This window comes from Aliiroseovarius sp. ABM4_368, from assembly GCF_056161205.1.
Map to the genome: position 1 here is coordinate 992,887 of NZ_JBSWYR010000001.1, position 13,488 is coordinate 1,006,374.

General features: G+C 59.6%; 14 protein-coding genes and 1 pseudogene. 5 read left to right on the top strand and 10 right to left on the bottom strand.

The genetic code is table 11. The features are described from left to right. Positions 1 to 88: 88 nt before the first annotated feature. The 4 genes from pdhA (at position 89) to ACXAH3_RS04910 (ending at position 4,226) form a co-directional block, all read left to right on the top strand. The gene (gene pdhA, locus ACXAH3_RS04895) at positions 89 to 1,090 is read left to right on the top strand and encodes a pyruvate dehydrogenase (acetyl-transferring) E1 component subunit alpha (RefSeq protein WP_474860938.1); all 1,002 of its coding nucleotides are present in this window, start codon (positions 89 to 91) and stop codon (positions 1,088 to 1,090) included. Between the two features lie 23 nt (positions 1,091 to 1,113). After that, on the top strand, positions 1,114 to 2,481 hold the full coding sequence (locus ACXAH3_RS04900; RefSeq protein WP_474860939.1) for a pyruvate dehydrogenase complex E1 component subunit beta: 1,368 nt from the start codon (positions 1,114 to 1,116) through the stop codon (positions 2,479 to 2,481). A gap of 12 nt (positions 2,482 to 2,493) precedes the next feature. Further along, positions 2,494 to 3,795 carry a pyruvate dehydrogenase complex dihydrolipoamide acetyltransferase gene (locus ACXAH3_RS04905; protein WP_474860940.1) on the top strand — a complete coding sequence of 434 codons (1,302 nt, stop codon included), beginning with the start codon at positions 2,494 to 2,496 and terminating at the stop codon, positions 3,793 to 3,795. Between the two features lie 95 nt (positions 3,796 to 3,890). Continuing rightward, complete coding sequence (locus ACXAH3_RS04910) at positions 3,891 to 4,226, top strand: carboxymuconolactone decarboxylase family protein (RefSeq protein ID WP_474860941.1); 336 nt, start codon at positions 3,891 to 3,893, stop codon at positions 4,224 to 4,226. 327 nt (positions 4,227 to 4,553) lie between these two features. Here ACXAH3_RS04910 and cysE read toward each other — a convergent pair whose 3' ends face one another. After that, positions 4,554 to 5,357, bottom strand: coding sequence for a serine O-acetyltransferase (cysE, locus tag ACXAH3_RS04915; RefSeq protein WP_474860942.1), 804 nt, complete (start codon positions 5,355 to 5,357; stop codon positions 4,554 to 4,556). 54 nt (positions 5,358 to 5,411) lie between these two features. Between cysE and ACXAH3_RS04920 the strand changes: the two are divergent. Further along, positions 5,412 to 5,531: pseudogene (locus ACXAH3_RS04920) on the top strand (hypothetical protein); the annotation flags it as partial. A gap of 31 nt (positions 5,532 to 5,562) precedes the next feature. Here the strand turns inward: ACXAH3_RS04920 and ACXAH3_RS04925 are convergent. The 9 genes from ACXAH3_RS04925 to ACXAH3_RS04965 are packed head-to-tail and all read right to left on the bottom strand — an operon-like array spanning position 5,563 to position 13,473. Beyond that, entirely contained in the window at positions 5,563 to 5,865 is a 303-nt protein-coding gene (locus ACXAH3_RS04925) for a DUF7742 family protein (protein ID WP_474860943.1), read from the bottom strand. Then, on the bottom strand, positions 5,866 to 9,792 hold the full coding sequence (locus ACXAH3_RS04930; RefSeq protein ID WP_474860944.1) for a baseplate multidomain protein megatron: 3,927 nt from the start codon (positions 9,790 to 9,792) through the stop codon (positions 5,866 to 5,868). It abuts the gene before it with no gap. Next, positions 9,792 to 10,238 (bottom strand): NlpC/P60 family protein, encoded by a 447-nt coding sequence (locus tag ACXAH3_RS04935; protein WP_474860945.1) that lies wholly within the window; start codon positions 10,236 to 10,238, stop codon positions 9,792 to 9,794. The genes ACXAH3_RS04930 and ACXAH3_RS04935 overlap by 1 nt, the downstream gene beginning before the upstream one ends. Position 10,239: 1 nt before the next feature. Next, the gene (locus ACXAH3_RS04940) at positions 10,240 to 11,187 is read right to left on the bottom strand and encodes a DUF2163 domain-containing protein (protein WP_474860946.1); all 948 of its coding nucleotides are present in this window, start codon (positions 11,185 to 11,187) and stop codon (positions 10,240 to 10,242) included. After that, a complete protein-coding gene (locus ACXAH3_RS04945; RefSeq protein WP_474860947.1) occupies positions 11,187 to 11,819 on the bottom strand; it encodes a phage distal tail protein, Rcc01695 family in 633 nt (210 codons plus the stop codon). The genes ACXAH3_RS04940 and ACXAH3_RS04945 overlap by 1 nt, the downstream gene beginning before the upstream one ends. A 33-nt stretch (positions 11,820 to 11,852) precedes the next feature. Beyond that, a complete protein-coding gene (locus tag ACXAH3_RS04950; RefSeq protein WP_474860948.1) occupies positions 11,853 to 12,515 on the bottom strand; it encodes a phage tail tape measure protein in 663 nt (220 codons plus the stop codon). After that, the gene (locus tag ACXAH3_RS04955) at positions 12,508 to 12,732 is read right to left on the bottom strand and encodes a rcc01693 family protein (RefSeq protein WP_474860949.1); all 225 of its coding nucleotides are present in this window, start codon (positions 12,730 to 12,732) and stop codon (positions 12,508 to 12,510) included. Before ACXAH3_RS04955 ends, ACXAH3_RS04950 begins: the two co-directional genes overlap by 8 nt. Then, positions 12,725 to 13,057 carry a gene transfer agent family protein gene (locus ACXAH3_RS04960; RefSeq protein WP_474860950.1) on the bottom strand — a complete coding sequence of 111 codons (333 nt, stop codon included), beginning with the start codon at positions 13,055 to 13,057 and terminating at the stop codon, positions 12,725 to 12,727. The genes ACXAH3_RS04955 and ACXAH3_RS04960 overlap by 8 nt, the downstream gene beginning before the upstream one ends. 2 nt (positions 13,058 to 13,059) lie before the next feature. Next, positions 13,060 to 13,473, bottom strand: a complete 414-nt coding sequence (locus tag ACXAH3_RS04965; RefSeq protein ID WP_474860951.1) for a phage major tail protein, TP901-1 family — start codon at positions 13,471 to 13,473, stop codon at positions 13,060 to 13,062. Between the last annotated feature and the right edge of the window lie 15 nt (positions 13,474 to 13,488).

Genomic DNA, 13,488 nt, shown 5'->3' on the forward strand with positions numbered 1-13,488 from the left:
TGTCGACCGGTGGCCGTGAAGGTTGTATAAGATAGTTTAACACTAAACTATTACCCGAAGCCAGTTGACGCCAGGAGGAGGACGCCACATGGCAGCCCGCAAAAGCGCTCCAAAAAAGACCGCGAAATCAAACACATCCAAAGAAGAGCTTCTTGAATACTATCGCGAGATGCTCTTAATCCGTCGATTCGAAGAAAAGTCGGGCCAGCTGTATGGCATGGGCCTGATCGGCGGGTTCTGCCACCTTTACATTGGTCAAGAGGCCGTAGTCGTTGGGCTGGAAGCCGCCGCAAAGGAAGGTGACAAGCGCCTGACCTCTTATCGCGACCACGGTCATATGCTGGCCTGTGGGATGGACCCCAAAGGCGTCATGGCCGAACTGACGGGCCGCGAAGGCGGCTATTCGCGCGGCAAAGGCGGCTCGATGCACATGTTCTCGAAAGAGAAACACTTTTACGGCGGTCACGGGATCGTTGGTGCGCAGGTGCCAATCGGCACCGGCTTGGCCTTCGCCGACAAGTATCTGGACAATGGCGGCGTAACTTTTGCCTATTTCGGGGACGGTGCGGCCAACCAAGGTCAGGTCTATGAAAGCTTCAACATGGCCTCGCTGTGGGAACTTCCGGTGATCTATGTGATTGAAAACAACCAATACGCCATGGGCACCTCGCTGCAACGCGCAAGCTCGACCCCAGACATCTACACCCGTGGCGAAGCCTTCGGCATCCCAGGTGAAGCAGTGGATGGCATGGACGTCATGGCAGTAAAAGACGCCGGCGAACGCGCAACCGAACACTGCCGCTCGGGCAAAGGCCCTTACATTCTGGAAATGAAAACCTATCGCTACCGTGGCCACTCGATGTCGGATCCGGCCAAGTACCGCACCCGCGAAGAGGTTCAGAAAATCCGCGAAGAACGCGACGCCATTGAACATGTGCGCGAGCTTCTGCTGCAAGGCAAACATGCGTCCGAGGAGGACCTGAAGGCCATCGATAAAGAGATCAAGGCCGTCGTGAACGACGCTGCCGAGTTCTCGAAAACCAGCCCCGAGCCTGCGCTCGAGGAGCTGTGGACCGACATTTACGCCTAAGCCTAGGACAGAGGAGAAAAGATATGGCTGTAGAAGTACTGATGCCCGCCCTGTCCCCGACGATGGAGGAAGGCACGCTGGCCAAATGGCTGGTTAAGGAAGGTGATGAAGTCGCATCGGGCGACATCCTTGCCGAGATTGAAACTGACAAAGCGACGATGGAGTTCGAAGCCGTTGATGAAGGGATCATCGGTAAGATCCTGATCGCCGAAGGCACTGAAGGTGTGAAGGTGAACACACCGATTGCTGTGCTGGTGGAAGAAGGCGAAAGCGCAGATGATGTGGCGTCGTCGGCCCCTGCCCCGGCTGCGGAAGCGCCTGCTGCAGCTGCTCCGGCGGCTGCTCCGGTCGCGGCTCAGCCCGTCACCTCGGAAGATCTGTCCGATCCGGAAATCCCGGAAGGTACCGAAATGCGATCGACCACCGTTCGCGAAGCTTTACGCGACGCGATGGCGGAAGAGATGCGCGCAGATGACACTGTCTTCCTGATGGGGGAAGAAGTTGCTGAATACCAAGGCGCCTATAAGGTCAGCCAAGGTCTGCTGGACGAGTTCGGTGCCCGTCGCGTGATCGATACGCCCATCACCGAGCACGGCTTTACAGGTCTGGCAACGGGTGCTGCGATGGGTGGTCTGAAACCGATTGTCGAGTTCATGACCTTCAACTTCGCTATGCAAGCGATTGACCACATCATCAACACCGCCGCCAAGACCCGATATATGTCGGGCGGACAGATGTCCTGCCCCATCGTATTCCGCGGCCCGAACGGTGCAGCGGCGCGAGTGGGTGCCCAGCACTCGCAGGACTATGCGGCTTGGTACGCGCAGATCCCCGGTCTTTATGTGGCGATGCCTTATTCGGCAGCCGACGCAAAGGGTTTGATGAAAACCGCAATTCGTGACCAGAACCCTGTGGTTTTCTTGGAAAACGAGCTGCTTTACGGTCAAAGCTTCGACGTACCGGTGATGGACGATTACGCCATCCCCTTCGGCAAGGCGCGCATCTGGCGTGAAGGTTCGGATGTGACCATCGTCAGCTTCGGCATCGGCATGAAATACGCGCTGGAAGCAGCGGATAAGCTGGCGGAAGACGGTATCTCGGCCGAGGTGATCGACCTGCGCACCCTGCGCCCGATTGATTACGACACGGTGATCCGCTCGGTCCAGAAAACCAACCGCTGCATCACTGTGGAAGAGGGCTGGCCGGTGGCATCCATTGGCAATCACATCACCGCCCAGATCATGGAACGTGCGTTCGATTACCTCGACGCGCCGGTGATCAATATGACCGGCAAGGATGTTCCGATGCCCTATGCTGCAAACCTTGAAAAACTGGCGCTTGTGACCACTGCCGAGGTGGTCGAGGCCGCCAAAGCTGTGACCTATCGTTAAGGAGACCGAGATATGGCAACCGAAATTCTCATGCCCGCCCTGTCCCCCACGATGGAGGAAGGCACGCTGGCGAAATGGCTGGTTAAAGAAGGTGACGAGGTCGCTTCTGGTGATCTGCTCGCTGAAATCGAAACCGACAAGGCGACGATGGAGTTCGAAGCCGTTGATGAAGGCATCATCGGCAAGATCCTTGTGGCTGAAGGCACGGAAGCGGTGAAAGTAAACACCGCCATCGCCGTGCTTTTGGAAGAAGGTGAAAGCGCGGATGACATCACTGCAAGCGCCCCCGCAGCGCCTGCTGCTGCCGAGGCTGAGGCCGCTCCTGCAGCGGTTGAGGCATCGGCACCCGCTGCCGCGGCACCCGCCGCCCCTGCCCCGCAAGCTGCTGATGGCACGCGCATTTTCGCGTCCCCCTTGGCCCGTCGCATCGCGGCGGATAAAGGACTGGATCTGACGCAAATCACCGGATCAGGACCTAAAGGCCGGATCGTGAAAGCAGATGTGGAAAATGCCACAGCCGCTCCGAAAGCAGCCCCTGCGGCGGCTTCTGCTGCGGCACCTGCGGCGGCGGCGGCACCCACCGGCCCCTCGGCCGATATGGTCGCTGCGATGTATCAGGACCGCGAATACGAGGAAATCACCCTCGACGGGATGCGCAAGACGATTGCCGCGCGTCTATCTGAGGCCAAGCAGACCATCCCGCATTTCTATCTGCGTCGAGACATCAAGCTCGATGCGCTTCTGGCCTTCCGCAGCCAGTTGAACAAACAGTTGGAAGCACGTGGTGTGAAACTGTCGGTCAATGACTTCATCATCAAGGCCGTCGCCAACGCGCTGCAAGCCGTACCGGAAGCCAATGCCGTTTGGGCGGGTGACCGTGTGTTGCAGATGAAAGCTTCGGATGTGGCGGTTGCCGTCGCGATCGAGGGCGGATTGTTCACCCCTGTTCTGCAGGATGCAGATCAGAAGTCGCTGTCCAGCCTGTCGACCCAGATGAAAGATCTGGCGTCGCGTGCACGCGAGCGCAAGCTGGCCCCGACCGAGTATCAGGGCGGCAGCTTTGCGATCTCGAACCTGGGTATGTTTGGCATCGACAATTTCGACGCCATCGTGAACCCGCCGCACGCTGGTATTCTGGCTGTCGGTTCGGGTGTGAAAAAGCCCGTCGTGGGCGAGGACGGTGAGCTGACCACCGCCACAGTGATGAGCGTCACCATGTCGGTCGATCACCGCGTGATTGACGGCGCTGTTGGGGCGAACCTGCTGAAGGCAATTGTCGACAATCTGGAAAACCCGCTGACAATGCTGGCATAAATATTCGCAATCGCGAATTTATTGACATGGCTCAAGGCGGTCTTCCCTGCCTTGGGCCATTTGCTTTTCCGAATACTAAATTTCGGAGAGATTACATGGACTTCAAAGCCCTGCTGGACGACACATCCGCCAACACCAAAACATTCGCCGCCGCGCATCCTGACGGGGCTAACGGCTTTCGCGCCATGCACAGGGCCGCATTGGTCGACGGAGCACTTTCTGTGAAAGACAAAGAACTTCAGTGCATTGCCATCGGCATCGTCAAACAGTGCAATGACTGCATTGGTTTCCACGTTCGTGCCGCGATCAAGGCGGGCGCCACACGTGACGAATTGGCCGAAACCGTATCCGTCACGATCCTGATGGGCGGCGGCCCCGCCTATATGTATGGCGCTCGCGCGATGGAGGCGTTTGACCAGCTTTCAGCCTGATCCCTGCGCCCAAACACACAAAAGGGCGGCGCAGATGCGTCGCCCTTTTTGATATGTGACCGTCTTTGCGGTTTTTCTTTCTGCCTCTGTTCGTTGCGTGGTCAGACCTGTGGTTCAGGTCTTTCGCGCGACGATTAACCGGCCACTGCTACAAGAAACACTGCAGAAAATGCCACCACGGTGGCAAGCCAGATTTGTTTCATCTTCGGGGTCTCCCAAGGTTAATACCCGGCCCTCATAGATGAAACCTGCGCTGCAATACATTGATTTAGTGAAAGTTTGCGGAAATCCGCCGATGGCTTTCGCGGCCACCGGCGGGTGCAGCTCTTATTGGATCAGGGTCTGGTCCATGCTGAGGGCTGGGCGGTCGCATCCAGCCTCGCCTACGATGCGGGCGGGAACGCCAGCCACGGTCTTGTTGCGCGGGACGTCTTCCAGCACCACAGATCCCGCCGCAATGCGCGAGCATTCCCCAACCTTGATATTGCCCAGAACTTTGGCCCCGGCCCCAATCAACACGCCATCGCCAATCTTCGGATGGCGGTCTTCATCTTCCTTACCGGTCCCGCCCAGAGTGACCGAATGAAGCATCGAGACATTGTCGCCCACAACAGCCGTTTCACCGATCACGATGGAATGGGCGTGGTCAATCATGATCCCGCGCCCGATACGTGCGCCGGGGTGGATGTCGATGCCGTAGACCTCGGAACAGCGCATCTGGATGAAATAGGACAGATCTTTGCGACCCTCTTTCCACAGGTAATGCGCCAGGCGATAAGCCTGCATCGCTTGGAAACCTTTGAAATACAGAACCGGCTGCAACATGCGATGGCAGGCAGGGTCACGATCCAGAACGGCAGTGATGTCGGCGCGGGCGGCCTCGGCCAGTTCGGCACAGCTGGCATAGGCTTCGTCGGCGATTTCGCGCAGCAGAACCATGCTCATCTCGTTCGAGCTGAGCTTGGCAGCAAAACGATAGGACAGCGCCTTTTCCAGCGTTTTATGGTGCAAAACACAGGCCCCGATCAAACCGCCCAGAAGGGGTTCTTCGGCGATGGCCAGTTTGGCTTCATCGGTGATCCGGTCCCAGACAGGATCAATCCGGGTGATGACTGCGCGTTTCTCGGCCATGATGTCTCCTGCGTTGAACGGCTAGAATACACCAGATAGGCTTGAATTTCAAAAATGCAAAGCAAGAATTGTCAGGATCAGCGCGAGCCCGGAAGACGTACAGAAACACAAAGACCGGTTGTTGGCGAATTTGGATATTGCGGGGATTGCGGGGACGAGATTGCAAAGGGGCGGCTGGATCTGGATCCCACCGCCCCGAAATGTATTAACTGTGCCGCTGGATTAGCCGCTTATGTCGCGCCTTTAGGGCAGCATAAACCGTCAGCAAACAATCTAGAAAATCCGGGTCGTCATGCAGCGGTTCCGCCTGCCTTGGCAGGGACATAGCAACCGAGCCAAGGCTTCCGTTGCCCCAGCGCGGATGCACCCGGCCCAGCGCTTTGCGATATCGGTCCGCAGCGTCCGCCCGGTGTAACATCGCCAGCATCACGCCGGGGCGTTTGCGCGGCCCAAGCGCCAGAAGCGCGCAGGCCGCTGCGATGGCATCTCCGGGAAGAACCGGTCGCATTTACAGGCTGACCTCGAGCCGCGTATACGGCCCCGGCCCGAACCGTTCCGAGATCTGGGCGACCTCGACCGCGTATGGCCCCGTCACCAGATCGGCAGCACGCAAGGCGGCATCATAGCTGAAACTCGCGCTGGTCAGATCCAGTTCGCGCTTCACGGTGGGACCGTCAATGATCCGCAGGCGATAGCGTTCGTCCACTTCGCCTAAGGGCACTTCGGTCTCGCCCCACGGATCACCATCAATCCGCGTACGACGGATCCAGTTGATCTGGTGATCCCCGGCTTGTTCGCTCACCTTCAGGTGCGCAGGCGCATAGGGTCGCAACCCAATGCCGTTAAACGCCAAAACCTGATGCAAATAACTGCCATCCGTATAGGCCTTGCGTGCCGGTCCAATGCGATAGTGACGGCTCAAACCGCGCGCAGAGGATGGCAAGGGGATCTGCTCGGGCGTCCCATTCAGCACCACCACATAGCTGCCAGCGGGCCAGTTCGAAGGCGCCGTCGCGTCCGTTCCCGCCTGTCCACGCAGACGCAAGCTTAGGTCATAGGTCTGTTCGCCAACCAGATCGGCTGTGGCAAATTGCAAGACCTCCCAGTTTTCAGGGCTGCCATCACCGATGGCAATCACATTAGCCCCGTTCAACAGGTCATCGACCGAAACCGAGGACAGTGTCGCATCTGAGGACAGCTTGACCCGCAGGGCTGGCCCGCGATCCAGCACGCCCGAAGGGGCGGCCACTAGATCAGTTTCAGTGACGCCAACGATCGACCGCTGTTTGATGGTCTCAATCCGATTGTACCCGTTGTCGCTGGTCGAACGATAGATCGCCACATTCCCCGGCCATGGATCAGCCGTAATCGCGATATGCGGCGCGCGCGGCACCTCGTCCCCAGTCAGCAAGGGCAAGTCCATGAACAAGGGGAATACGGGCGCCGGCGGGATATAGGGCTTCACTGCGGGCGCAGGTTCGCTGCTGTCTGACGGCAGGAACACCCCCGGTTCGACCCGGACGGCGCGGATGTTCTGCACACCTGCATGTTCCACATGATCCACGCGGAAATGCTCGGTCCCGGCGTCGGTTTCCAGTTTCAGCACATCCCCTGCCCCTTTAGACAGCTCAGACGGAGGCAGTGCGAAGCTGGCGCTGTCGCGCGCAACGCGGGCCTCGGACAGCCAGCGTTCGGTGATCGCACGCGCCTCGGCCCGGGTCAGTATCAATGGGATCTCGGATGCGGACACCGAGAAGCTGGTTTCATCCGGGAAAATCGCCTCGACCGCGCGGATATCATAGTCGCCACCGTCTTCGATAAAGTTCAAGCGGACCCGCCCTGCCAATTCAGCTTCCGGTGCACGGATGCGTTCCAGCGTCGTGTCGCGATCCTGAGACAATGCCATTTTTTCAGGGTCAAGAATGTGATCTGGCCGTCCGGTGCGCGAGGCAAAGATCAACACGCCTTCGCGCTCTGAGACTTCGAACCCATAGGCCAGCATCAATGGCTGAAGTGCTGCCCTTGCGCCGCCAATCTGATCCACAATGTACCCCCGAACCAAGCCATAAAGCTTGGACACGTCATAGCGCGTCACACCGGACCGGTCACAGATCTCGCTGACCACAGATGCCAGCGACCGCGAGGACGCACGCCCGTTCAGCCAGTGACCACGGTCGTAATTGGCCCCATCGCTCCACAACCCTTTGCGGTTAGGGAATTGCGGGAAGGGGCGCGTGTCCCACGCCCAGACATGGGCACGGTCCATGTCCAGCATCTTCACGCCGGTCCCGGAATGCGTCGGGTTGTTCGATGCATCGCGCCAATACTCATACATCGCACGCAGATATTGCGCCTGCATCAGGTCATCACGCCGCCCACTGGAATAGCGCGGCTTGGCACTTTCCGAGCTTTTGGGATCAAGGAACTTGTTGGGTTGATTGGTGCCCTTGTCGATGGCCGCACATCCCAGTTCGGTGAACCAGAAGGGCTTCGATCCCGGCTGCCAATCGGTCGGCGTCGATTTACGCACGCCTCCGACACGGTTGTGGTGTGTGTTTTCCCACCAGCCGCGCAGGTCTTTATAGCGATACACCCAATCCTCGCCATGGGCGCCATCGGTGATGGGGCTGCGGATCTGAAGCTCGCGGGCGTCTGCGGTCTTATAATACCAATCATACCCCTCGCCGCCTTCAATGTTGGCTTGGAGATAGTCGAGGTTATAGATCGATCCATAGTCAGCATCCGCGTGGTCAAACCCGTCGCGCCAATCGGACAGCGGCATATAGTTGTCGATGCCGACGAAGTCGATTTCGTTGTGGCTCCACAAGGGATCGAGGTGAAAGAACACATCCCCTGACCCATCCTGCGGCTGATAGCCGAAATACTCGGACCAATCGGCAGCATAGGATATCTTGGTCGCATTCCCCAGAATGCCACGCACGTCATCGGCCAGCTGTCGCAGCTGGTCCACCACGGGAAAGCTGTTGCCCGGACCACGGATCTGCGTCAGGCTGCGCAACTCGGACCCGATCAGGAAGGCATCCACGCCCCCCGCAGACGCGCACAAATGGGCATAGTGCAGGATGAAACGCCGATACGAAAACTCGTTCGGGCCAGTATAGTTCACTCCATGCGCCGTTACGCTAAAGTCCGACGGCTGGGCATCCCCAAAGAACGCATCCACCTGCGATACCACCCCAGACGTCCCATCCGGCGAGCCCGGGTGGTTCGGGGCCAGCGTGGTGGTGATCCGACCGCGCCACGGCAGTTCGGGTTGGCCGATCTGGGCGGACCACGGATCGAACAGAGTGTTGCCCTCCATCTGCTCCATCAGGATGAAGGGATAGAAGGTGGCCTTGCGATCATTGCGTGAGGCAAACTCGATCGCTTCCTTTACTGCCTGATCAGACGGCGTACCGCCATAGACCGGACGGTCGTCATCGTCACGCGGCACCAATCCAGCCTGCGCGCGTGACACGCCGCTGACGGTCCAGGGCATCGAACCGCCATCTGTTTGCTTTTGTTCAACCCGCGGACGGATCTGACAGGATCCACAGCGCAAATCGTCACCGAACCACGATACGACCAAAGCCGTGTTCTTGCAGTTGGGCATTTCGTCCCGCATCTGCCGATACGAGGTCACGAAATCGGTTACGCCGGACGGGCTGTTCATATTCGACCCGCCACTGATGCCCAATCCGCCATCATAATGGACCGGGCTTGTGGCCATCGCGTATTCGCCCGTACCCGGGATCAGCGCCACCGCTTTGGTGCCGCGCGAGACTTCCCTATCCTGATAGGGTTGCTCGGGGCGGAAAACCTCGAAACTAAACTGCGGCACACGGTTGCCGAACTGCGTGATGTCCAGATCTTCAATCACCACATAGGCGATCCCACGATAGGCCGGCGCCTTGCCCGCGCCCTTCACGGCTTCGATCTTGGGGTCAGGCAACTGGCTCTCGGTTCCCTTATAGACACGCATGTTGATATCACTGGTCGAAATCTGGTTGCCATCGGCCCAGATCCGACCCACCCGCGTGATCTGCCCCTCACACAAGGCGACAGCCAGACTGACCGAATAGCTATAGGTCGTCACCTCGGGCTCGGGCGGCTTGGGTGGGCCTTTACCCCCGCCGCCTCCGGTCGTGGTCGAGCTTTCCTTGAAGCGTGTTGACCAAATCACCTGACCGCCCAAACGCGCGCGGCCATAGACCATCGGGATCGCCGTGCCCTCGGACGCGCCAGACAGGCGCAACCGGTCCACGCGGCCCGTCTCGATCGGCTCGGATCCCTGTCCCAGAATGCGGTTGTCGATGGCCTGACCCAACGAGGCCCCAATGGCCTTGCCAATCACAACCGAGGACAGCCCCAGAAAACCACCTCCAATCGAGGCACCCGCCGCCGCACCAACTGCAGAAAGAAGTATCGTCGCCATCAGCTTGTCCTTTCAGGAAATTCAAAACACGCCACAATGCGGCGCGCCCAAGGGGTCGAAAGTGTGCTTTCGACAACCCCGTGCCCGCTATAGGCGTGGATAAACGAAGGGGTTGGGCCAGTGCTGGCCACAAACCCAAGATGCTTGGCCACCGCATCTGAGCGCATCCGAAACAGCAGGATGTCCCCCGGCTGCCGATCTTCGACCGGCTTGGGCCGCAGATGTGCCTTGGCGGCCTGCCACAGGGCTTCCTGTCCGTCGGTTTCCGACCAGTCCGAGGTATAGGGCGGCACGTGGGCAGGCTCACGCCCCAACACCGCGCGCCAAACCCCACGCACCAGTCCCAGACAGTCGCACCCTGCCCCTTTTTGCGAGGCCTGATGCACGTAAGGCGTTCCAAGCCAACCCTCTAGCTCGTTTAAGATCAACTCGTTCGGCTCCACCATGTCAGGCGCCCCCTATCGGGGAGAACGGATTGTCGTCATCGTCACTATCATGGTCCACAGTCTCGCGCCCATCGCCCCCATCGTTGCGTTCAGATGGGATGGGATAGGACATCAGCCAATCCTCGCCGGGGATGTCCGGGAAGCCTCGAAAGTTCAGGAAGTTGTTGAATTTCTTGCGACAGGTGACTGGTCGCTTGTCGCAGCCCGCTTCCAGCCGCACCCGATCACCCGGTTGCATGTCGGCGCGCAAAGCTTCCCACAGCTCGATGGTCCGCGCGCCATCTGCGCCCTTCTCATCGTTCTTGATGATCCCACTCAGCCCCTCGGCCTCGCCGGTCAGCACCACAAATCGCCCGCGCTCAAACCAGTTGCGCGGATACAGCGCCATGTCTGCGAAACGAAACACGGTTTCGTCTTCATTCGAGACCAAATCCAGTTCGACCGAATATCCGTTCTGGCCAAGGTTAAACCGGCACACGCCGTCCCCCAGCACAGCCGAGCATGGGGTCTGGAACGACCGCCCCTGTGGCTGGTTCATCGCCTCGCTCAAACCGTTCAGTTCCGCGCGAAAGCCACCGGCCTCGCGCGACAATTCTCCGACCGTGCCACGAAATCGCAGATAACGCTGCGAAACGTCGCGCCAATTGACCAGCCAGGCTGTGACCTCGGCCCCGTCATAGCGCCCGGCCCGAATGTCCTTCTCGCTGATCGCGTCCGAGGACAACACGCCCAAGGCTTCGGTGTTATCGACCGACAGGCCGGTTGTTTGGCTAAGAGCATGGGCCGTAAGGCCCGTGTCGGCCTTATAGATGACGCTGCCGATCTCGATGTCCAGATCGTGATCTGTGAACCCAAAGATCGCCCCATCCCGCCGCTTGACCTTCCACAGCCGCGCGATAGTGGTGACGCCCTGATCAAGATGGGTTTGAAATTCCGTTGAAACCGCCATCAGATACGCACCTCGACCACGGGAACGTTCGGGGCTTCGCCCGCTTGAAACGACGCGACCGAGGTGTGCACACGGTCGGTATCAAAGCGCACGGGCACGTCGAATTCGTACCCAGCCGTCACCTCAGCCCCGATTTCTGGGGCTGTGAAGAAGGTAACCATCCCTGTGGTCAGATCCACGCTGTACTGCGTGCCCTCGATCTGCGGATCGCCCTGAAGGCCCAGCTTCACCGTGCCCTCGACCGGTTTCTGAACCGGGCGCGCATATGTATCCGTGCCCGACCGATAGGTCTTGATCAGCTGGTATTCAGTCGTGACCCCATCGCCCCAGCCGATGATCTGGTCGGTAAACGCCACATCCGCCGAGGGCAGACCGCTTTTGTAATCCGACCAGTCCTTCCAGCGAAACGCGTGCAACTGCCCGCGCCGCGCCTCGAAAAACGCAATCAGCAGCTCGACATCGTCAAGCGAGCGCATGCCGATCCCCGCGTCATAGCGGCGGCGGGAGTGTTCCCACGGCGTATTGCGTTCTTCAAAACCGTTGGCCAGCGTCACCACTTCGGTGCGCCGTTCAGGACCACCGACCGAACCGAAGCTCAGATTGGCGGGGAAGCGGATTTCGTGAAAGGACATGATGAACCCTCCTAAGGTCGTAAATTCAGACGATCAGCGGTGACGTTGCCCACGCGCAAGGGCGCGCTGCACATTCGCCGCGATCTGGCTTTGCGACCGACGGAAGCTTTCCACATCCGGGGTCGAGATATTCATGGTGATGCTGACGGGCGCGCCGCCGCCTGCCGAACGGACGCCCAGACGGCCATCCGCCCCGCGGCTCAGCGGCATAATGGCCTCGGGCCCTGCTTCGCCCATCAGGCCTGTACCGCCCCGCATCGGGAAGGTCGTCGCTTGAGACACAACGCCACCCTTGGCAAAGGGCATTACACGACCTTGCGCAAAGGCACCGCCATTTGCGAAAGGCAAAAACGCGTTGGTCAGCGCCCCCACCCCTTGTCCAAGAATGTTACCAAAGTGATCCGTGACCGGATTAATCGCGGCGTTGAACGCCGCATCGGTCATCGAGCGCGCGACCTCTTTCAAGGCGTCCGAAAGCTTCATGCCGTCAAAGGCCAAGCCTTCGAAAGCCCGCCGCAGCCCTGACGAAATGCCCGAGGACAAGGTGCTGACATCCGCGCTCAGGTCCGAGACGGTCGAATGCATGCCCTTAAGCTCAAAAATGAACCCGGTCGTCATCTGTTGTGCGCCGCCAAGCGCGGATTCCAGCGCGTCAATCTGGTCTTCGAAACTGTCAATGCTGTCTAATTCAGCCATCACATGCCCTTTCCAGTGGGGCACGCGGTTCATCGGGGAACGCGCGTGCAAGCTCTTCCAGCCGGGATCGCAGGCAGGAGGCAGGTTGCCCGTCCAGCCCGGCCATCACAGCCAATTCGATGGGGGTCAGCGCCCAGAACTGATCCGGGCGCAGCCCCAATTTTCCAAGGCCAAGGCGCATCAAGCCCGGCCAGTCGAACCCGCCGGGCTCAGACACCGGTGGCCTCGCTCGGGGTCAGGGCGAAGGCGCGGGTCAAAAGCTGACCTGCCGCCTTGGCCGCTTCCACCGGACCGCCCTGAATTTCGGCGGCCAGCAGATCCGTTGCCGTCCCCTGCCAGCCCCCGCCGCGCAAGCCCGCCACGATCAGCGCCAGCACATCGCGGCTGGAAAACTGGCCGTGTTCGAACCGCTCGACCAAGGACACGATGGATGCCTCGCCCAACTGTTCTTCCAGCTCGGCCAGCGCCCCCAGCGTCAGCTTCAGCACATGGGAAGTGCCGTCGATCACCAGCGCCACTTCGCCCGTCCACGGGTTCGCCATGATCACAGCGCCGTAAAGGTAAGTTCGCCGGCCGAGGCCATCGACAGCTCGTACGTTGCCTCGCCGTTATGCGATCCCGCATATTCGATCGAGGTGATCATGAACGGGCCTTCGACCACGCCGAAATCGGGTACGATCACCTGAAAGTTCGGCACTTCATTGTCGAAAAAGATCTGTCGCGCTCGTTCGTCGGTCGAGGCGTCCTTGAACACGCCCGAGCCCGAGATCGAGGCCGATTTCACGCCCGCGCCGCCTAGCAGTTCACGCCAGCCGCCTGTGCTTTCCAGGCTGGTCACATCCACGCTTTCCGCGTTGAAGCTCAGGCGCGTGGCCCGAAGGCCCGCAATGGTCTCGAACACGCCGGTATCGGTCATGTCGAGCTTGATCAGAAGGTCTTTGCCGTTTTGCGCAACCATAGGATCACTCCGTTT